Origin of the sequence: Gallintestinimicrobium propionicum (genome assembly GCF_025567525.1) — a bacterium.
In the GTDB taxonomy this organism is placed as follows: Bacteria; Bacillota; Clostridia; order Lachnospirales; family Lachnospiraceae; genus Gallintestinimicrobium; species Gallintestinimicrobium propionicum.
This window is the reverse complement of sequence record NZ_JAOQJY010000013.1, coordinates 40,386-61,783: the sequence shown is the minus strand read 5'-3', so window position 1 is coordinate 61,783 and position 21,398 is coordinate 40,386. Positions and strand designations below refer to the sequence as shown.

Annotated in this window: 19 protein-coding genes; all 19 read left to right on the top strand. The window is 47.1% G+C overall.

Features of this window, described 5'->3' with window-relative positions; genetic code table 11:
* Position 1 precedes the first annotated feature (1 nt).
* The 19 genes from OCV62_RS10730 (at position 2) to OCV62_RS10640 (ending at position 21,363) form a co-directional block, all read left to right on the top strand.
* Positions 2–742, top strand: a complete 741-nt coding sequence (locus OCV62_RS10730; protein ID WP_262586604.1) for a lantibiotic immunity ABC transporter MutG family permease subunit — start codon at positions 2–4, stop codon at positions 740–742.
* A 14-nt stretch (positions 743–756) separates the two neighbouring features.
* On the top strand, positions 757–1,419 hold the full coding sequence (locus OCV62_RS10725; RefSeq protein ID WP_262586603.1) for a response regulator transcription factor: 663 nt from the start codon (positions 757–759) through the stop codon (positions 1,417–1,419).
* On the top strand, positions 1,407–2,783 hold the full coding sequence (locus OCV62_RS10720) for a sensor histidine kinase (protein ID WP_262586601.1): 1,377 nt from the start codon (positions 1,407–1,409) through the stop codon (positions 2,781–2,783). The genes OCV62_RS10725 and OCV62_RS10720 overlap by 13 nt, the downstream gene beginning before the upstream one ends.
* A 38-nt stretch (positions 2,784–2,821) precedes the next feature.
* A complete protein-coding gene (locus OCV62_RS10715) occupies positions 2,822–3,217 on the top strand; it encodes a hypothetical protein (RefSeq protein WP_262586598.1) in 396 nt (131 codons plus the stop codon).
* Positions 3,218–3,276: 59 nt separating this feature from the next.
* Positions 3,277–3,897, top strand: coding sequence for a dehydroquinate synthase/iron-containing alcohol dehydrogenase family protein (locus OCV62_RS10710; protein WP_465245356.1), 621 nt, complete (start codon positions 3,277–3,279; stop codon positions 3,895–3,897).
* A 299-nt stretch (positions 3,898–4,196) separates the two neighbouring features.
* A complete protein-coding gene (locus OCV62_RS10705; RefSeq protein WP_262586596.1) occupies positions 4,197–4,952 on the top strand; it encodes a DUF5058 family protein in 756 nt (251 codons plus the stop codon).
* Positions 4,953–5,019: 67 nt separating this feature from the next.
* Positions 5,020–5,709 (top strand): hypothetical protein, encoded by a 690-nt coding sequence (locus OCV62_RS10700; RefSeq protein ID WP_262586595.1) that lies wholly within the window; start codon positions 5,020–5,022, stop codon positions 5,707–5,709.
* Positions 5,706–7,145 (top strand): M20/M25/M40 family metallo-hydrolase, encoded by a 1,440-nt coding sequence (locus OCV62_RS10695; RefSeq protein ID WP_262586593.1) that lies wholly within the window; start codon positions 5,706–5,708, stop codon positions 7,143–7,145. The genes OCV62_RS10700 and OCV62_RS10695 overlap by 4 nt, the downstream gene beginning before the upstream one ends.
* 16 nt (positions 7,146–7,161) lie before the next feature.
* The gene (locus OCV62_RS10690) at positions 7,162–8,061 is read left to right on the top strand and encodes a metallophosphoesterase (protein ID WP_262586590.1); all 900 of its coding nucleotides are present in this window, start codon (positions 7,162–7,164) and stop codon (positions 8,059–8,061) included.
* A 61-nt stretch (positions 8,062–8,122) separates the two neighbouring features.
* Complete coding sequence (gene hisS / locus OCV62_RS10685; RefSeq protein ID WP_118497384.1) at positions 8,123–9,388, top strand: histidine--tRNA ligase; 1,266 nt, start codon at positions 8,123–8,125, stop codon at positions 9,386–9,388.
* Positions 9,389–9,573: 185 nt separating this feature from the next.
* Positions 9,574–10,581, top strand: coding sequence for a peptidoglycan recognition protein family protein (locus OCV62_RS10680; protein WP_262586587.1), 1,008 nt, complete (start codon positions 9,574–9,576; stop codon positions 10,579–10,581).
* Positions 10,582–10,666: 85 nt separating this feature from the next.
* On the top strand, positions 10,667–11,653 hold the full coding sequence (locus tag OCV62_RS10675; protein WP_117959604.1) for a diaminopimelate dehydrogenase: 987 nt from the start codon (positions 10,667–10,669) through the stop codon (positions 11,651–11,653).
* A 95-nt stretch (positions 11,654–11,748) separates the two neighbouring features.
* Positions 11,749–12,417: a 4'-phosphopantetheinyl transferase family protein gene (locus tag OCV62_RS10670; RefSeq protein WP_262586585.1), complete on the top strand. Its 669-nt coding sequence runs from the start codon at positions 11,749–11,751 to the stop codon at positions 12,415–12,417.
* A 168-nt stretch (positions 12,418–12,585) separates the two neighbouring features.
* Positions 12,586–12,975: a TIGR04086 family membrane protein gene (locus OCV62_RS10665; RefSeq protein WP_262586583.1), complete on the top strand. Its 390-nt coding sequence runs from the start codon at positions 12,586–12,588 to the stop codon at positions 12,973–12,975.
* 223 nt (positions 12,976–13,198) lie between these two features.
* On the top strand, positions 13,199–13,342 hold the full coding sequence (gene scfA, locus OCV62_RS10660) for a six-cysteine ranthipeptide SCIFF (protein ID WP_021916040.1): 144 nt from the start codon (positions 13,199–13,201) through the stop codon (positions 13,340–13,342).
* A gap of 90 nt (positions 13,343–13,432) precedes the next feature.
* A complete protein-coding gene (gene scfB / locus OCV62_RS10655; RefSeq protein ID WP_021916041.1) occupies positions 13,433–14,824 on the top strand; it encodes a thioether cross-link-forming SCIFF peptide maturase in 1,392 nt (463 codons plus the stop codon).
* Between the two features lie 12 nt (positions 14,825–14,836).
* The gene (gene secD / locus OCV62_RS10650; RefSeq protein ID WP_262586578.1) at positions 14,837–17,014 is read left to right on the top strand and encodes a protein translocase subunit SecD; all 2,178 of its coding nucleotides are present in this window, start codon (positions 14,837–14,839) and stop codon (positions 17,012–17,014) included.
* Positions 17,014–18,846, top strand: coding sequence for a single-stranded-DNA-specific exonuclease RecJ (locus tag OCV62_RS10645; RefSeq protein ID WP_262586577.1), 1,833 nt, complete (start codon positions 17,014–17,016; stop codon positions 18,844–18,846). Before secD ends, OCV62_RS10645 begins: the two co-directional genes overlap by 1 nt.
* Before the next feature lie 315 nt (positions 18,847–19,161).
* Positions 19,162–21,363 carry a hypothetical protein gene (locus OCV62_RS10640; RefSeq protein ID WP_262586574.1) on the top strand — a complete coding sequence of 734 codons (2,202 nt, stop codon included), beginning with the start codon at positions 19,162–19,164 and terminating at the stop codon, positions 21,361–21,363.
* The last annotated feature ends 35 nt before the right edge of the window (positions 21,364–21,398 follow it).

The window sequence follows — 21,398 nt, the reverse complement described above, 5'->3', positions numbered from 1 at the left end:
GATGCTTGGAAGGTCGTTGAATGCAGACTTGCGAAAGATGAAAGGAACATCTGTGATTCTGGCACACTTACTGATTCCGATTATAACCAGCGTTATATTTTTAATATATTACTTTTTTTCACCATGGAATGAAAATATGAAAGTGATTGCATTTTATCAGGCAATAGGAGCAGGACTTCCGGTACTTATTGGAATTTTTACAGCAAGTGTGATGGAACAGGAACAAAATGCAGGTGATTTTCAAAATCTGTTGTCTTTACCGGATAAACCTGCAGCATTTTTATCGAAACTGTTGATGCTACTGGTTTTGTGTCTGTGCTCTATCCTATTGACAGCAATCATATTCGGAATTGGATTTGGAAGAATCGCATCAAGCGATATCGAAATCATGAAAAGATGTATATTTGCAGCATTGCTGCTGTGGGGAAGCAGTGTTCCACTTTATCTGTGGCAGCTGATTCTGGCTTTTCAGTTTGGAAAAGGGGTATCCATTGGAGCAGGGATTATATCAGGACTAATTAGTGCATTGATGCTTACCGGACTTGGAGATTATGTGTGGAAATATGTATTTGTCTGCTGGACGGGTAGAGTACCATATACTTATCTGCAATCTGTATTGGGAGAAACTAGTGTAGGTGAATGGTTGTCATTCATACCAGGTTGCTTAATATTTACAGGGATTAGTATGGTATACTATTTTTGGTGGGTAAACCACTGGGAAGGAAACAGAATATCGGAATAGAATCGAGGGAAACTATGGCAAAAATACTGGCAGTTGATGATGAACCGGCAATTTTGGAAATGATAGAAAGCATTTTGAATAAGGATGGACATCTGGTTACCAAAGTAAGTAATCCACTGAAAATTAATATGGAAGAATTACATCGTTATGACCTGATTTTACTGGACATTATGATGCCTGGAATTGATGGCTTCGAATTATGCAAAAGAATCAGGGCACTTGTGGATTGTCCGATTTTGTTTCTTACGGCAAAAACGGAGGAAAACAGTCTGGTAAACGGACTTTCTTTAGGAGCAGATGATTATATTTCAAAGCCATTTGGAGTGATGGAACTTCGGGCAAGGATCAATGCACATCTTAGAAGAGAGCACAGGGAACATTCTGTCCGGATGGTTTTAGGGAGAGTCTGCATTCAGATGTCTCAAAAGAAACTGTTGATGGATGATAAAGAACTTCCGTTTACGAAAGCAGAGTACGAAATCTGTGAATTTCTGGCTAAAAACAGAGGACAGGTTTTCTCGAAGGAACAGATATTGGAAGCGGTCTTTGACTTTGACAATGAGAGTAATGACAGTACTATAATCACGCATATCAAAAATATAAGAGCAAAATTTGCGGATTATGATTATATGCCGATAAAAACAGTCTGGGGGATTGGATATAAATGGGAAGAGTAAAGAGAAGCAATGCACTCAGCAGGATTTTTATGAGATATGTACTGGTCATGCTTGGATCATTAGTTGGTTTGGTGATTGTTGCTTGGCTGCTGCTGTGCCTTTTGATTAGTGTGGGCTGTATTTATCCGGCGAATTATGCAGAGCAAAAGATTAATGAAGCATATGATACGATTTTACGTGCGGATAAAGTAACTGCTGAGATGATTCCTGCACTTTGTGATTATGTAATCTTTTCAGAGAATGGAGAGAAAATAGGTGGAGATCTGTCAGAACAATACGAACAGATAGCATGGAATGTTGCAAAGTACGGAAACGCATCCGGGAAATATTTTTATAAAGTAATTGTAAGGGAAAATGAATATGTTGTATTGCAATATCGCCTGACACCTCAATATCATTCAGCTTTTTTGAGGGAGCATTTTATAGGACCACAGAATGTGATGAGTATTATGTCTGTGATTGGTGCAATAGCGATTATCATCATTCCGTCCATACGTTTTGGAAAAAGAATCAAAAGGCAGATGCAGCCTGTATTAGACGCAATCGGACAAATAAAGGATCAAAATCTGGAATATGAGACATCCTGTTCCGGTATCAAAGAGTTTGATGACTGTTTATCGGCAATCGATGATATGCGGGATGCATTGCGAGAATCTTTAGAAAAGCAGTGGAAAACAGAGCAGGAAAAGAACCGACAGATGTCTGCTTTGGCGCATGATATTAAAACACCTCTTACGATTGTACGGGGAAATGCAGAACTACTTTCAGAGACTGAACTGACCACAGAACAGAAGAATAATATCACTTATGTTTTGAACGGCACAACACAGATACAAAGTTATGTAAAACAGTTGATAGATGTCACAAAATCATGGAATTGCAGTGATGTTATCTATACAACGGTGAGGTTAGAAGATTTTCTCGCAGATATAAAGGAACAGGCACTCGGACTGGCAGAAATCTATCACCAGAAAATAGATTGGAAGGCGGGACAAAGTGATAAAAAGGTAACGATTGCTTATGATCCAATGTTTCGGGCTGTCATGAATGTGATTCAGAATGCCGTGGAGCATACAAAAGAAAATGGAATCATCTATATTGGTGCAAAGGAGCAGGATGGTCAGCTGACATTCATTGTGGAGGATAGCGGATCAGGATTTACAAAAGAAGCATTATTGCATGGCACAGAGCAGTTTTTTATGGATGACACAAGTAGAAATGGCGAAGTACATTATGGGATTGGGCTATTTTTTGCAAAAACTGTGGCTGAAAAATATGGCGGAGGGATTAAACTTTCAAATTCTGAAAATACAGGTGGGGCGAGGGTAGAAATATTTTTCCTGAGTAGTCAAGAAACAAGCTAAATTCGCTTTATAAGCATTTTTCATCCAAAGATGAAATTGTGGAAGCAATGTATCAGTTCCTCAGAGAACAGTCCAAGAAAAATGCCAATATAAAGCCTGTGGATTTCAGCCAGCTTTTTCAAGGGAAAACTGCATACGAAGTATTGCAGGGAGTGGTGCAGGGTTATGTCAATATGAATCATCAGGAAAAACTGCTTACATTTTATAAGGTTATATACTCTGAGCGTAGCATTCAGCCGATGGCAGCCAGAATCGTTGCGGAAGAAACTGAGAGAATGATTATTGCAACAAAACAGCTATTTTATGCAATGGTGATACACAAGCTGCTTCATTTTGAAAATGCAGATATGAGTGCGGTCAGCTTTGCAATGGCATCACGTCAAGGCAGGATGAAGAAGGTATTGTATGCAAGACAAAGATTGATGTTTGTGTAGGGACAGGATTTGGTTATAGTTGCAAGGGGGATAAGTAAGATCCGACCTATTTATATACCTTGCCTTCAAAGCAGACGGCAGCCGGTGCAGTTGATATATTGTCCCACGTAATGGAGCAGTACTTCCAACCGAATGACGAGGCATATATCACAGATGTGCTCAGTGAAGCAGTAATGAAAACCGTAATAAAATATGCCCGCAAGGCCATGGATGAGCCGGAAAATTACGAGGCGCGTTCCAATCTGATGTGGTCATCCACAGTAGCGCTGAATCATCTGCTTACCGTCGGAAAAGGTGGTGCGTGGAGTGTTCATCCGATTGAGCATGTGATCAGTGCCTATTACGACATCACACACGGAGTAGGCCTGGCGGTACTGACGCCGGCATGGATGAGCTATGTATTATCGGACACGACGGCACCCCGTCTTGCAAGATTTGCAAGAGAAGTATTTGGCGTAGAAGAGGCTGATAACCGGAAAGCGGCAGAGCTTGGAATCCAAAAGGTCAGAGCCTTCAATCAGTCACTTGAAATGCCGGCAACTCGTTCTGAGGCGGGCGTACCGGAAGATTTATTTGATGAAATGGCATCAGAAGCGGTAAGGACAAGCACAATTGCCTCAAAGGCATACGTCAAGCTGGAGAGTTCTGATGTAAAGCAGATATTATTAAACTGCAAATAAGGAAGATAGTAATCCGGCATTCTTTTGATTTGGATGTAATGGAAGAAAAAAATAATATGAAATGTGAGATAGAGCGTATGGAAATAAACTATACGTTCTATTTTTGCCTTTTTGAGATAAGGGATTAAATAACGATTGACATGACAATCTGATTTTAATCCTTTGTTCGTTTTTTGAAAAAGATCGGGTGGAACTTTTGAAGCTGATGTGGCATAATCTTAGTTAGATTAAATCAACAATAGAATGCACGCTCTGCGAGCATTCTATTGTCAAAAATAAAAGTAGAGGAGTGTAGAGTTATGACGATTTTAAATCAGTTGAACAGCGCGCCCATGTACCTCATTTGCGGCGGGATCATTGCATTTGTGGCAGTCGTCTGTGTGATTTTCCTCATCAGAGCTTATCGAGCGGGCAAGGCATTGGGAATGGATGAAACAAAAATGAAACGGACCATTATTTCAAGTGCAACCTTTTCGGTACTGCCGAGTATTGGAATTTTGCTGGGAGTCATTGCACTTTCCGGAAGTCTGGGAACACCGTGGCCGTGGCTTCGTCTTTCCGTGATTGGAGCGCTTCATTATGAGACACAGGTAGCGCAGGCAGCAGCGGAGCAGGTGGGAATGACGACACTTTCTGCATCTGAAATGACAGCAACGTCATTTTCTACGATTGCTCTGTTGATGAGTATCTGTATTATGTGGGGCATGGTATTATCGATTTTCTTAAATAAGAAGTATACACAGAAGCTCACGAAGAATTCCTCCTCCGGCAAGTCGGGAACGGCCGGTTTTGCAGATCTTGCGATGACAGCAATGTTCATTGGACTTGTAAGTACCTACATTGGCCGTTACATCGGAGGCTTCATTTCTGAAAATGGTCTGTTTACCTTTCATGGTGATATCATTCCGCTTGTGGTTATGGTGGTTTCTGCACTGGTAATGGGAATCTTCGTATTTCTGTCTGAAAAGAAAAAGCTTGGCTGGGTAGACAGCTTTTCCATTGCGGGAAGTATGATTGCCGGTATGACAGCCGCTGTGATTGTCGGGCTGATCTGATAAGATAGATGAAGAAAAGCAGATACATAGAAGTGGATCACAATTTTAAGAAAGGGACAGGAGAATTATGGAAGAAAATAAAACAAGTACGTGGGAAGAATACCGGAAACGCACGCATGTAATCGGAAGAGTAGTAAGTGCCGTGACACTGGTTATGCTGGTAGGGGCACCGTTTTTGATGGGAAAAATTTTAGGAGCTTATCCGGATCTTGGAGCGGTGGCAAGAGCTTTTTTGTCCGTAGGACTGGTATGGCTGGTGAGCAGTGTGGCAGAGTTTTTGATCTACACACCGATGCTGGGTTCCGGTGGCGGATACCTTGCATTTATTACCGGTAATCTGATTAATATGAAGATTCCGTGTGCAGTCAATGCGCGTGATATGGTTGGAGCGAAGACCGGAACACCGGAAAATGAAATCATTTCTACGATTTCCATTGCAACCTCATCCCTTGTTACGATTCTGGTTTTGGCAGTCGGCGTCCTTTTAATGGTTCCGCTGCAGCCGGTTTTACAGAGTGAAGTATTGCAGCCGGCGTTTGAAAACGTGGTTCCGGCGTTATTTGGAGCGATGGCATATAAATATTACCGTAAGAATATGCATATCGCTGTATTCCCGCTTGTGTTGATGAGTGCGCTGTTTATTTTTGCGCCGGGACTGATCGGATCAACCAGCTTTATGATTATCCCGTCTGGTGCAGTTGCCATTCTGGTAGCGTGGATTTTCTTTAAGAAGGGAAAGAAGGAGAGGAAATCATGAAAAATGCAGGATTAGTTTTACTGGGAATCCTTTTGATCATCATTTTATTGTTGCTGATTGCAATAGTCCGGACGCTTTTGATGCCGAAGAAAACTTCAAATTATAAGCCGGATGCAGATGAAAAAGAGGCACTTCGGCTTGCCGAAAAGCTTTCTAAGATGGTACAGTGTGACACGACCTCACATGCCGGAGAGACGGAAATAGAGAAATATCTCGGATTTCATAAGGTTTTAGAGGAGCTTTTCCCGTTGGTACATAAAGAGCTTCAGAAAACCGAAATAGACGGAAATCTGTTATATTATTGGAAGGGAAAATCCTCCGAAAAGCCGATCCTTCTGATGAGTCATCAGGATGTCGTTCCGGCAGAGGGAGAGTGGATTCACGCTCCTTTTTCCGGAGATATTGCAGATGGTAAGGTATGGGGACGGGGCACGGCGGATACGAAGTGTACGGTAATGGCTTTTCTGGAGGCCGTGGAAGAACTGCTTGCGGAAGGCTTTGTGCCGCCGACGGACGTGTATCTGGCATCCTCCTGTACCGAAGAATGGGCAGGAGACGGAGCACCGAAGCTTGTAAAGGAACTGCAGCGAAGAGGAATCCGGCTGTTCCTTCTGTGTGACGAGGGTGGAGCTATCATTACGGAACCCGTTGGAGGAATTCCTGGAAACTTTGCAATGGTGGGTGTCTTTGAGAAGGGCAAAGCCGATGTGAAGTTTACTGCAAAAAGTAATGGAGGACACGCCAGCGCGCCGTCTAAGGGAACACCGATTGCACGCCTTTGTGCTTTTGTAACCGAAGTAGAGAAGCATTCACCGTTCCAAAAGAAGATGCTTCCGGAGGTTTCTGCCATGTTTACTTCTCTGGCACCATATGCCTCTTTCGGGTTAAAGCTGGTGCTTGGAAATATGTGGCTGTTTAAGCCGCTCTTAAAAGTGGTACTTCCGAAGATCAGTGCACAGGCAGGAGCTATGCTGCAGACGACAATTGCATTTACCATGCAGTCCGGTTCCGATGCATATAATGTGATTCCGCAGGAAGCAACCCTTGGAGCCAATATGCGTTTTATTCCTCATCAGGGAGAAAAGGAAAGTCTTGAAATTATCAGGAATCTGGCTTCCAAATACGGTTTAGAGACGGAAATTATCCATTCCAATGACTATACAAAGCCCGTAGATATCCATGGTGAGGGGTATCGTCTGATGGAACAGGTAATTGCACAGACCTTTCCGGGACTGCCATCCAGCCCTTATGTAATGACCGGGGCTACCGATGCACAGTTCTATAGTCCGGTATGTGACAACTGCATCCGCTTTGCACCTGTGGTCTTCGGACCGGAGCAGATGAAGGGCATGCATGGTCTGAACGAGTGCATAGAATATAACTGCCTGCCCGGCGCGGTGCAATTCTATAAGAATCTGATCTGCGCAGAGAAGTAGTTCAAGAAAGAGAGATATGACCAATTTAAAACACTGGACAAGGTGGTTCAAAAAAAAGATACCAGGTAAAAAGCTGTCCCCTAAAACAGGAAAAACAGAAGCTGGATATACCTATATCATGAGCGATCTGCACGGCTGCTTTGACGAGCTGAATGCGATGCTTGCAAAGATCGGCTTTTCGGATCAGGATAAGCTGATCCTGGCGGGAGATTATATTGACCGTGGAAGTCAAAACTATGAAATGTTATGCTGGATGGAGCAGGTTCCTCAAAATATTCTGCTGCTGCGCGGCAATCATGAGGAAGAGTTTTTATGTTATCTGGAGCTGCTTTTGGCAGTGCAGGAGAAGCGGCAGCTTGTGATCGATGAAAGCAGCAGCAAAGATCTGGAGCATCTCTATCAGGAGACAAAGAACCTGATAGAACAGCATAACCGACAGACAGAGCAAATCCGGGTGTTCGATCATTATGGGACGCTGGAGGAGCTGATCACAGAACAGTGTATTTCCATGGCAGATCTGCGGCGGTGGGCAGTCAGGATGGAAGCAATGCCCTATTTTTGCAGATTTTCCCTGCCGGAGAGGGAATGTGTAGTGGTACATGCCGGATATCTGGAGCAGTTCCCGACAGCTGGTCTGACCGGAAAATATACCTGTGTCGAAGATTTTTATCTCCGCGCGCGGGAAGATGCGTATCTGGCAGGGGGAATCGAAAACGGGATGATCGTTGCGGGGCATACGCCGACGCTGTCCAAGGATTACATGATGTATAACGGCGGTCTGGTTTACCAGCATTATGATCCGCAGAAGAACTGTCTGTATTATGATATCGACTGCGGCTGCTCTTACCGTACTGTTCGGGCAAACGCGCGGCTGGCGTGCCTGTGTGCGGAAACAGGAGCGATTTATTACTTGTAAAAAACGTTCAAATAGTATAAAATCGGAAACGATAGGACTGCGAACAAAGGAGAACGGTAAAATGGCACTGAATAAAAAGCCTGTCACCGGTATGAAAGATATTCTGCCTGCAGAAATGCAGCTGCGGGATTACTGCATCAACGTGATTAAGGAAACCTACGGAAAATTTGGATTTACTTCTATTGAAACACCCTGTGTGGAATCCATTGGCAACTTAAACAGCAAGCAGGGTGGCGAAAATGAAAAACTGATTTTTAAAATTTTAAAACGCGGCGAGAAATTAAATCTTGCGGAAGCAAAAGAGGAGATGGATCTGGTAGACGGCGGTCTGCGTTATGACCTGACGGTTCCGCTGGTTCGTTTTTATGCAAATCATGCAAACGAGCTTCCGTCCCCGTTTAAGGCGCTTCAGATCGGCAATGTATGGAGAGCTGACCGTCCGCAGAGAGGTCGGTACCGTCAGTTTATGCAGTGTGATATTGATATTCTGGGCGAGCCTTCCAATCTGGCGGAGATCGAGCTGATTCTGGCAACGACTACGACCCTTGGCAAGCTCGGCTTTCAGGATTTCGTCATCCGCATCAATGAAAGAAGAATCTTAAAGGCAATGGCAGCCTACAGCGGCTTTGCAGAAGAAGATTATGATACCGTATTTATCATTCTGGACAAGATGGATAAGATCGGCGCAGATGGTGTAAAGGCTGAGTTGGTAGAGAGCGGTTTCGCAGCAGAAGCGGCTGACAAATATATGTCTCTGTTTGATGAGCTGACCGCAAACGGAAACAGCGTAGCATGGCTGGCAGAAAAGCTGGGGGATTTCCTCGAGCCTGAGGTTTCCCAGAACCTTTCCGAGATCATTGACAGCGTCCGCGCCACAAAAGCGTCTGAATTTGAGATCACCTTTGATCCGACTCTGGTGCGCGGTATGTCCTACTATACCGGAACCATTTTCGAAATTGCCATCCCTCAGTTTGGAGGAAGCTGCGGAGGCGGCGGTCGTTACGACAAGATGGTAGGCAAATTTACCGGAAAAGACGTTCCGGCGTGCGGATTTTCCATCGGCTTTGAGCGCATCATCCTGCTGATGATGGAAAACGGATTCCAGATTCCCGGACAGCCGAAAAAGATCGCATACCTGATCGAAAAAGGTGTATCCGGCGACCGCCTTTGCGAAGTGATCGCACAGGCGCAGGAAGCGAGAAAGAACGGCGATCAGATTCTGGTTGCGCGCATGAACAAAAACAAGAAGTTCCAGAAGGAACAGCTGACCAAAGAAGGGTACACGGATTTCGTAGAGTTTTATAAAAATCCGATCGAGAAACAATAGAATGCAGGCTCTGCGAGCATTCTGTTGTCGTGAATCATTGCGTCAAAGCGCTGCGTGCCTGTTTGAGACAGCATTGGATGATTTAAGAAAATCTTAGGAAATTTTTCTGAAAAGAAACCGTTCCCTGTGATATCCTGACGAGTATGGCAAACTGCCGGACAGGATATAAGGGAGCGGTTTTTTATATGACAAAAGAAAAAAGAAATTCGGAACCGGAGCTGAAATTGTGGGATAGCCCGGTGACGACGAAAAAATATACGAAGAACAGAAAAACAGGACAACTGGATCTTTTATGGGGCGAAGAACGGCCGCTGTTCGATGACTGGGATAACCGTATGGAGCAAAAAACGGCGCGTGCGCGGGATTGCCAGAGCTACAGCGACTTGCCGGCACGCCGTTCATCCGCTACGCAGTACGAACCGTCCATCCGCCGTCGTGCTGCTGTACAATATGAAGCTCCTGCCAGGCGCCGCCCTGTACCGCCTGCTGCGAACAGGAAAAGGAGCTGCCGTCGTCGAACCCGCCTGCAGAAAGAATTGCAAAGCATTGCGGTTTATATTGCTGCGTTGCTGTTTTTAGTGCTGGCGGCGTTTGCGGTTTGGAAATTCGTCAGCATTTCGAAGAATCAGAGTACGGAAACCGGGGCGATTTCCCGGATTACCCAGATTCTGGAACAAAAAAAGTGCGAGAAACCGCCGATGGAAGAAGCACTCCTGACACCGAATCCATACTCCAGACCGCAGGATGCGCTTTCGACGGTTACGCAGCTGTATGTGCATTATACGGCGAATCCTGGGACATCTGCACGGCAGAACCGGGACTATTTCGAAGGACTGGCACAGACCGGGCTGACATCAGCTTCCGCACATTTTGTGATCGGATATGAGGGCGAGATTGTCCAGTGTATTCCGTTAAATGAGATGGCATATGCGGTGATTGGGGAAAACGACCACTCGATTTCCATTGAATGCTGCTATTTGGACCAGGACGGAAAATTTACGGATGCAACCTATCAGTCCCTGCTAAAGCTTTTGGGCTGGCTGATGGAGGAATACAATCTGGATGTTTCGGATGTAAAACGCCATTATGATGCGGGCGGAAAGCTCTGTCCGCTGTATTATGCGGAGCATGAGGATGCCTGGGAACAGTTAAAGCAGGATCTTTCCGACTATATTAGTGGGGAAAAAGTCTAAAAAAAGGTTTTCTATGAAAACGGTTTGTGCTAAAATAAACGCGACAAAAAAATCGCACAGACATAATAGCGGGTAAGGAGAAAAAATGAGCATCAGAATCGGAATTTTAGGATACGGAAATCTGGGCAGAGGCGTAGAGAGCGCAATCGCCCATAATGAGGATATGGAGTTGGTCGGAGTATTTACCAGAAGAAATCCGGAAAACGTAAAGGTACGCACTGCAGGCGTAAAGGTGCTGGAAGCTTCTGAGCTGGAGCATATGCAGGATCAGATCGACGTGCTGGTTCTTTGCGGCGGAAGCGCGACGGATCTGCCGGCTCAGACCCCCAAATATGCAGCGGATTACAACGTTGTAGACAGCTTTGATACCCACGCAAGAATCCCGGAGCATTTCGCAGACGTTGACGCTGCTGCAAAAAAAGGCGGAAAAATCGGCATTATTTCCTGCGGCTGGGATCCTGGAATGTTCTCCTTAAACCGCTTATATGCAAACTGTATTCTGCCGGAAGGACAGGATTATACCTTCTGGGGCAAGGGCGTCAGTCAGGGTCATTCCGATGCGGTTCGCCGGATTGAGGGCGTAAAGGATGCCAGACAGTATACCATTCCGGTACCGGAGGCACTCGATGCGGTCAGAAGCGGCAAAAATCCTGAACTGACCACCAGACAGAAGCATACGAGAGAGTGCTTTGTTGTTGCCAAAGAGGGCGCAGATCTTGCAAAGATCGAAGAAGAGATCAAGACCATGCCGAACTATTTTGCAGACTATGATACAACCGTACATTTCATTTCTGAGGAAGAGATGAAGAGAGATCACAGCGGACTTCCCCACGGCGGCTGTGTCATTCGCACCGGCGTGACCGGAATGGACAACGAGCATAAGCATGTGATCGAATACAACTTAAAGCTCGATTCCAATCCGGAATTTACCGGTTCTGTTATCGTAGCTTATGCAAGAGCCGCTTATCGCATGAGCAAAGAGGGCATGAGCGGCTGTAAGACTGTATTTGATATCGCTCCGGCTTATCTTTCTTCCAGAAGTGCAGAAGACCTGCGCGCACATCTGCTGTAAAACGTAGCTCGAAAGGCTTTTTATCAGCGGCAGGGAAGGGAATAAAATTCCACTTTGCCGCAGGATGCTTTTCGTAGACAGAAAGGAACGACCGGATGGTTCAAAACGGAAAAGTAAAAATTTATCTGGCGGATATCCGGCCGCTCTTTGATGAGACGATGCAGAAAAAGGCGCTCGCACAGCTGGATGAGGTTCGCAGACAAAAAGCATTGTCGTGCAGACAGACAAAACAGCGTGCGGCAAGTCTGACGGCAGGTCTTTTGGCAGAAGAGGCGAAACGCAGAAACGGATTTGACGGCTGCCCGGTGTGTTATACCAAAAACGGGCAGCCGTATCTTTTTATACAGGATGGGAGACGGGCATTTTTGAGCCTTTCCCATTCGGGAGATTATGCGGTGTGCGCTTTTTCTGACTGCCCGGTGGGCGTGGATCTTCAGCAAAGAACAAAGATCCGGCGCAGCGTTTTGCAGAAGTTTTATCTACAGGAACAGCTGGAGGCCTGGAAGAAACAGTTTGACAAGAAGGAAGAACTGTTCTTGTCAGAAGCAGAGACGGAGCGATTTTTACGGGAATGGACAGTCAAGGAAAGCTATGTCAAGCTGACCGGAACCGGGCTTTCGAGAGATTTGCGTGCACTGATGGTAGACTGGAACCAAAACAGGGTCGAGGAAGCAGACCGACCCGGTTGGGGATCGAGGTTTTGTGAATACCCGGTTTTGGAGGATTATTTTTTATCCGCCTGCAGCTGCCCGGAAGAGGTGTGATGGTTTCTGTGCGGATATTGCCCGGGAAAGCCTTGAAACGCCGGAAGTTTTTATAAAAAATTTCTCTTATCGGAAAGTTTTTAGCTGACGGGGAATATACATGGGACGTGAAGAAATGCAAAGCACTGTCTGCCGCCTGGCAGGCGGTATGCAGCAGGAGGCATGTCCATGGAAAAAAAGAAAACCGGAATTTCACAAACCGGTGCGCGGATGCCGGTTGTTTTGTTAAAAAGCCTGTTGGTGTCGTATCTTATGGCCGGGGCGCTGTTATTACTTCTGGCACTGTTGCTGTATCGGATGCAGCTTTCCGCACAGGCAGTGTCGATCGGAATTCTTGTAATTTATGCGGTGACAGCGGGACTTTCCGGTTGGCTTGCCGGAAAAGGAATGCAGGATCGGCGCTTTTTATGGGGACTTTTGACCGGGAGTCTGTATTTTTGTGTGCTGGCAGCTTTGACTTTGATAGTCAATCACGGTCTTCAGGATGTCGGTAATCACTTTTTTACTACACTGATGATCTGCAGCGGCGCAGGAATGCTGGGCGGGATGCTCAGCTGACGCCGGGAGAAGGGCAAAGACGCGGTTCATGACAATAGAATGTTCGCGGAGCGTGCATTCTATTGTATTGCGAATGGCGCGGGTAAACGGTAACATGAGTTCTGCCGCTTTGCAGCTCATTTTAAAAAAAACACTTCCCCTATAGAAGAATCTATGCTATAATAAATTAAATTTCGAAAAGACGGCGCCTTTTTCGGCGTGACACATAAGGAGGTTATGTGAGATGAAGCACATCAAGACATTAACAACAAGAAACCTGAAGGAATCCATGAAGAAGGGCGGATGCGGCGAGTGTCAGACATCCTGCCAGTCCGCATGTAAGACATCCTGCACGGTTGGCAATCAGAGCTGCGAGAAGATGAAATAAGCAGACGACGCGACGAGATATAAGCAGCGATGCATATCGCTGCTTATTATGCGTTTAAGAGGAATACGAGAAACGAAAGGATTTTGGAAAGTGATACACCAGTATAAGAACAACGGCTACAATATCGTTATGGACGTCAACAGCGGCAGCGTGCATATTGTAGACGATGTGGTTTATGATGTAATCCCTCTGGCGGAACAGCTTGTTTCCGGCGGCATTCGGGATGTGGATACCGTGACAGCAGCAGTGGAAGCCTGTCAGAAGCTGACCTACAGCCACGACGAGGTGCGTGAGGCGGTAGAGGAGATTCTGGAGCTGGCGCAGGATAATGTCCTGTTTACAGAAGACATCTATGAAAAATATATCGGCAATTTCAAACAGCGCCAGACTGTAGTCAAGGCATTGTGCCTGCACATTGCCCATGACTGTAACCTCGCCTGTCAGTACTGCTTTGCAGAAGAGGGCGAATATCATGGCAGAAGAGCGCTGATGAGCTTTGAAGTCGGCAAGAAGGCGCTGGATTTCCTGGTAGCCAACTCCGGCAGCAGAGTAAATCTTGAGGTAGACTTTTTCGGCGGAGAACCGCTGATGAACTGGCAGGTTGTTAAGGATCTGGTTGCATATGGCAGAAGCCTGGAGGAGCCTCATAACAAAAAATTCCGCTTTACCCTGACGACCAACGGCGTGCTTTTAAATGATGAAATTATGGAATTTCTGAATAAAGAGATGAGCAATGTCGTTTTGAGTATCGACGGTCGGAAAGAGGTACATGACAGAATGCGTCCGTTTAGGGGTGGGCAGGGCAGCTATGATCTGATTGTACCGAAGTTCCAGAAGCTGGCAGAAAGCCGTCATCAGACCAATTATTATGTACGCGGTACCTTTACGCATAATAATCTGGATTTTTCCGAGGATGTCAAGCATCTGGCAGACCTTGGCTTTGAGCAGATCTCGGTAGAGCCGGTTGTGACAGATCCCAAAGAGCCCTATGCGCTGCGTCCGGAAGATGTTCCGCAGCTGCTTGAGGAATATGACAAGCTGGCAGTCGAGCTGTTAAAGCGTCAGAAAGAGGGCAGAGGCGTCAACTTCTTCCACTTTATGATCGATTTAAGCGGCGGCCCGTGTGTGGCAAAGCGCCTTTCCGGCTGCGGCTCGGGTACAGAGTATCTGGCGGTAACACCATGGGGCGATTTTTATCCCTGCCATCAGTTCGTCGGCAACGAGAAGTTCCTGATGGGCAACGTGGACGAAGGCATTGTGCGTCCTGACATCGTGGACGAGTTCAAATGCTGTAATGTTTACGCCAAAGAAAAGTGCAGAAGCTGTTTTGCAAAATTTTACTGCAGCGGCGGCTGTGCTGCCAATTCCTATAATTGTCACGGAAAGATCGACGATGTGTACGAGCTTGGCTGTGAGCTTCAGAAAAAGCGCGTGGAATGCGCGATTATGATAAAAGCGGCACTGGCCGACGAAGAAGAATAAGGAGTACGCAAAATGAGCAAGAAGAAAGGCATCATTACACTTGTCTGTGTAATCGCGTTTCTGCTGGCAGGTACCTGGACTGCGGTATTCGGACTGGATAGCGCAAAGACAGGCTCTGCTGCAAATATTAAGCAGGGACTTGATCTGGCAGGCGGCGTAAGCATCACCTATCAGGTGGTGGGAGACGAAGCACCCAGCTCGGAGGATATGGCAGATACCATATATAAGCTCCAGCAGCGTGTAGACAATTATTCCACAGAGGCGCAGGTATATCAGGAGGGCTCCGACCGGATCAATATTGAAATTCCCGGAGTAACTGACGCAAATGCGATTCTGGAAGAACTGGGTAAGCCCGGTTCCTTAACCTTCCTGGATAAGGACGGTAAGGAAGTATTAAGCGGTACGGATGTAGCAGATGCACAGGCAGCCTATCAGACCAATAGTATGAATAATCAGGAGCCTGTTGTATCTCTGACTATGACTGCAGATGGAACCAAAAAGTTCGCTGATGCGACAAAGGCAGCATATCCGAACCATGATGTTATTTACATCGTTTATGACAATCAGGTGATCAGCGCACCGTCTGTACAGGCGGAGATCACAGACGGCAAGGCAGTCATCAATGGCATGAGCTCCTTTGAAGAGGCGGAAAACCTCGCTTCTACCATCCGTATCGGCGGTTTGAAGCTGGAGCTGGAGGAGCTGCGTTCCAACGTAGTAGGCGCACAGCTCGGATCTGCAGCGGTCCGTACGAGCCTGATTGCCGGTGCAATTGGTCTTGCGATTGTTATTGTTTTCATGATCGCTGTTTACTGGATTCCCGGTGTTGCAAGCTCCATCGCACTGTGCATTTACACGGTGCTGGTTGTTCTGCTGCTGAATGGCTTTGATGTTACCCTGACCCTGTCCGGTATCGCAGGTATCATCCTGTCGATCGGTATGGCGGTCGATGCAAACGTCATTATTTTTGCCAGAATCCGGGAAGAAATCGCAACTGGCAAAACTGTAAAATCTGCGATTCAGATCGGTTTTAAGAAAGCACTGTCCGCGATTATCGACGGCAACGTAACGACGCTGATCGCAGCTGTTGTACTGTACTTTATGGGTACCGGTACCGTCAAGGGCTTTGCCCAGACCCTGGCGCTCGGTATCGTCGTTTCCCTGTTCACTGCGCTGGTTGTAACCAAGCTGATCCTGAACGCATTTTATGCGATGGGTATCCGTAATGAGAAATTCTATGGCCGTGCAAAAGAGACAAAGGTAATCGATTTCCTGGGCAAAAAGAAGATTTTCTTCATCCTGTCTGCAGTTGTCATCATTGCGGGCTTTGTGACGATGGGCGTGCATAAGGGCAATGGCGGCGATGCGTTAAACTACAGCCTGGAGTTCAAGGGCGGTACTTCTACCAGTGTAGAGTTTAACGAAGATATGAGCATCGAAGAGCTGGATGAAAAGGTCGTTCCGATCATCGAGGAAATCAGCAAGGATGCAAACGTACAGACCCAGAAGGTGCAGGGCTCCAATCAGGTTATTTTCAAATCTGCAACGCTGGATGTTTCCCAGAGAGAAGAATTAAATTCCAGACTGGAAGAGGAATTTGGTGTAGATCCGGAAAAGATCACAGCAGAGACCATCAGCTCTACCATCAGCTCTGAAATGCGTACCGGCGCAGTATCTGCGGTTGTGGTATCTACCGTGTTGATGCTTCTGTATGTATGGTTCCGTTTCAAGGATGTCAGATTCGGTGCCAGCAGTGTAGCAGCACTGGTACACGACGTACTGGTTGTACTTGCGTTCTATGCGGCGGCAAGAGTTTCTGTCGGCAATACTTTCATTGCATGCATGCTGACGATTGTCGGTTATTCGATCAATGCGACCATCGTTATCTTCGACCGTATCCGTGAGAACATGACCTCTTATAAGACAAAGGAAGAGCTTGCGGCGATTGTAAACCGCAGTATTTCCCAGACACTGTCCAGAAGTATTTTCACATCCCTGACGACCTTTATTATGGTTGCAGTGCTGTACATCCTGGGCGTGTCCAGTATCAAAGAGTTTGCACTGCCCCTGATGGTCGGCATAGCATGCGGTACTTATTCCTCCATCTGCCTGGCGAGCGCGTTCTGGTATCTGCTGCGCACCAGAGTAGGCGGAAAGAAAGCAGAGAAGAATAAAAAGGCAGCAAAATAATGGCAAAATGGTACGTTGCCGCAAAAAAGGCGGATTTTAATGGCATCGGGCAGAGATTTTCCATCAGCCCGGTGCTGGCCCGCGTCATACGAAACCGGGACATCGAAGGAGATGAAGCAATTGAAAAGTATCTCCACGGCACGATCCGGGATCTGTATGATCCGGCACTTTTAAAAGGAAGCCGCGAGGCGGTGCTGCTGCTGAAAGATAAAATCAAAGGACAGATGCCGGTTCGTGTCATCGGAGATTATGATGCGGACGGCATCTGTTCTTCTTATATCTTGAAGCGCGGTCTGGAAGCCTGCGGCGCGGTGGTGGATACGATGATTCCACACCGCATGAAGGATGGTTATGGTTTAAACGAACATCTGGTAGACGAAGCTTACGCAGATGGGATCGACACGATTCTGACCTGCGATAACGGCATTGCAGCGTATGCACAGATTGAGCAGGCAAAAAAATACGGAATGACTGTGATTATTACGGATCACCATGAAATTCCATATGAGGAAGAACCCCTTGCAGAGCCGGATCCGGAAACAGGAGAGACATCCAGACGGCGGTATAAAATTCCGCCTGCGGATGTGGTCATCGACCCGAAGCAGCCGGGAGACACTTATCCGTTCCAGGAGATCTGTGGTGCGGTCGTTGCATTTAAGCTGATGCAGCTTTTATTTGCAGAGTTCGGCTTTGACGGGATTTCAACAGATTTAACATCCGGAAAAAGAAGCCTGTTGGATGAACTGCTGGAATTTGCGGCGTTTGCAACGATTTGCGACGTTATGCCGTTGCGGGAGGAAAACCGGATTTTGGTGCGGCACGGGCTGGAGCTGATGAAACAGACACAGAATGTCGGATTGCATGCGCTGATGGAGGTCAACCAGATTTTACCCTGGCAGGATGGAAAGCTGGGGGCATTTCATATCGGCTTTGTGCTCGGTCCGTGCCTGAACGCCTCCGGGCGTCTGGACAGCGCGCAGCGCGCGATGGAGCTTTTGGACAGCAAAACAAGAGAAGCTGCGGTAGCGCAGGCAGCATTTTTGAAGCAGTTAAACGACAGCCGGAAAGAAATGACAGAGGAATATGTCAAAATAGCGGTAGAGATGATCGAATCCGGCCCCTTAAAGGACGACCGTGTTCTGGTTGTTTTCCTGCCGGACTGCCATGAGAGCATCGCCGGTATCATCGCAGGAAGAATCCGGGAACGCTATTATCGCCCGACCTTTGTGCTGACCCGAGGCGAAGAGGGCGTAAAAGGCAGCGCGCGTTCGATTGAAGGTTATCATATTTATGAAGAAATGACGAAATGCAGCAGTTTTTTCACCAAATATGGCGGGCATAAGATGGCGGCGGGGCTTTCCATGCGGGAAGAGGATGTGGAGCCGTTCCGTCAGAAGATCAATGAAATATGTACGCTGACGGAGGACGATCTGCAGGAAAAAATCCATATCGATGTTCCAATGCCGGTATCCTATGTATCGTTTAGGCTGGTGGAGGAGCTGGAATTGCTGGAGCCCTTTGGAACAGGCAATTCGAAGCCGGTATTTGCACAAAAAGATCTGAAGTTTGTTTCGGCTCGTGCACTCGGCAAAGCAGGAAATGTGCTTCGTTTTACGGTGGAGGACAGCGAGCAAAAACGCTGGGAGATGATGTATTTTGGCGGAAAGGACAATTTCGAAGCCTATGCGGCGGAAAAATACGGACAGACTGCGCTGGACGGACTGTACAGCGGAAAAGGCAGTCCTCTGTATTTTGACGTCGTGTATTATCCGGGCGTCAATACCTGGCAGGGAAATACGAAGCTGCAGCTTGTGATGCAGCAGTACCGGTAACAGAGCCGCGCGATGGTGGCGAAAAGCTGATATTTTTTGACAACGCGAAATGGATTTTAGACGCAGTTTATAACTTTTAAGAAGCTTTTTAGAAACTGTACACAAAATGCTCACAATTTTCGGGTATCATAGATTTCAGATAGTAGAACAACTCACTATCTCCCCCCTCATAAGAAAGTGAAAGCTCTGCATGAAAAATGCAGAGCTTTTCACTTTCTTTTTTTTATGCTACACTAAAACAAAAGTCTGTTTTATGACATATGGGATATTTTGTATGGCAGGCAGGAGAAAAATCAGAAAGCAGGGAGAGGCAAGATGCGCTCTGAATGGATAAAAAAGGCGGCTGCAGCATTGCTGGCAGCCCTTTTATTGGAACTGATACCGTATCAGTTCTCGTTCTGGACGACGGTGACAAAAAAAACAGAGGATCTGACTGCGCGGGCGGAAATTCTCGCGGGTTATACGGCGATCGAGGAGCTGGATCAGGACGTGGCGAACGACGCTGCGGCAGCAGATAGCGGTGAGGACGTGGCGGACAGCGCTACGACGGCAGCAGGCGATCAGACCACGGAAGGCGGCAGCGCACTGTACCTGCTTGACGGCAGTTATCTGGATGACGCGGGCTATCTGCACGTCCCGGACGGCAGCCTGACGCTGCGGGTAAAAAATTATAAAGGCTCGCTGCAACGGATTTTTTTGAATCTGGATTTTTTGTACAATCAGCCTGTTCTGGCAGAGGTATTTGCACGGGACGAGGGAAACAGCTATCCTTATAGTCTGGGCGACGGGCGAATTTTGCTGCAGTCGGTTCCGGAAAATCGGTATTTAAAGGTGTATCCGTATGGACAGGTGTCGGATTTCTATATCCGCATCCAGACGGCGGACGCCTCTGGAAATGCTGCCGCAGGAAGCTATGGCGAGCTGGTTGTAAAATATCATGGTTTGTCTGCAAATGGAACGATTCCGTTCCACTTTCGAGCGGGACGCTTTGTGGTTTTGTGGGCGGCTGTGTTTGGAATGCTTTTGCTGAAAAAAGACAGCAGGCTGCATCAGATCAGCTTTGACGCGCAGGATGCGCGCGGTCGTCAAAAGCGGTTTGTAGTCGTATTGGGGTTTACAGCAATATTGCTGGCAGGGGCATTTTTCTTCGTCCGCATCAATCCGGCATGTCGACAGAACTTGGCAGTGCATCACGCACAGTACCAGGAGCTGGCGGAAGCACTTTCGGAGGGGAAGGTCAGTGTCGGGGATGCAGAAGAAGCGCTTTTAGCAATGAAAAATCCCTATGATACCATCGCACTGCAGGCGGCGGGAATCGGCTATCGGGCGGACTATGCCTATTACAATGGGAAATATTATGTGTATTTCGGTATTGTCCCAGTGCTGCTATTGTATTTGCCCTATTATCTGCTGACGGGGGGCGCACTGCAAAACTATGTGGCGGTATTTGTCTTTTTTGCAGGATTTATCATTGCGGCGGCTGGGTTTGTCTATGAACTGATGAAACGGTATTTTAAGGAGCAGCCCTTTTACCTGTGGGCGGTAGGAACCGGGATGCTCGTCGGAAGCTATTCGATGTTTTATCTGTTAATTCGACCGGATCTTTACCATGTGCCGATTGTTGCGTCCGCGATGTTTGCAACAGGGGGACTCTGGCTGTATCTGGCAGGGCTGAACCGTCCGAAAAAAGCGGTGGGGCTGTATGCGTTTGGCTCTTTCTGTATGGCTCTCACGGCAGGATGTCGGCCCCAGTTTATCCTGTTTGCAGTACTGGCGGTTGTTTTGTTCTGGGAGAGGGTCTTTGTAAAAAGAGAGCTGTTTTCAAAGAAGGGATGGAGACAGACAGCTGCGCTTGTTGTGCCCTATGTGCTGATTGCGGCCGGACTGATGGCGTATAATGTGCTGCGGTTTGGCTCCCCCTTTGATTTTGGTGCGTCCTATAGCATGACGAGCAACGATATGACACACCGCGGCACGAATTTGGAGCGGATTTTGTATGGAATCTGGTATTTCCTGTTCGAGCCGATGCAGCTGGAAGGAAAGTTTCCGTATTTGCAGAGCGCGTCGATTGCGACGGATTATCTCGGAAAACTGGTAACGGAAAGCTGGTTTGGCGGGATTTTCGCCTGCAGTATGCTGACCTGGGGGATTTTTTTGCTCGGCAGACTCAAAAAAAACGGTGTACTTTCCAAAGAACTGACGTGGTTTTGCTGCGTTTCTCTTGCAGCAGCGCTTGTGATTGGCTGTGTGGATGCAAACGGCGCGGGAATTTTGATCCGCTATGGCTGCGACGTGTCCTTTGGCATCTTTTTGGCGGCGGTTGTGGCAGTGCTTGGGGCAGCGAAAGCGGCGCGGCAGAAAAAGGTCTATGGCCTGTATGTTGCCTGGCTGAAGGCAGCGATTTTCTTTCAGGCAGCGGTGCTGTTTCTGATTTTGGTCAATAAGGACGGCAGCATCAACCTGCAGACCGGAAACCCGGCGTTATATGAAACGATCCGGGCAGCATTGCGATTTTAAAACCTGAATTTTTCTGCATTTGAAAGGAATAAATG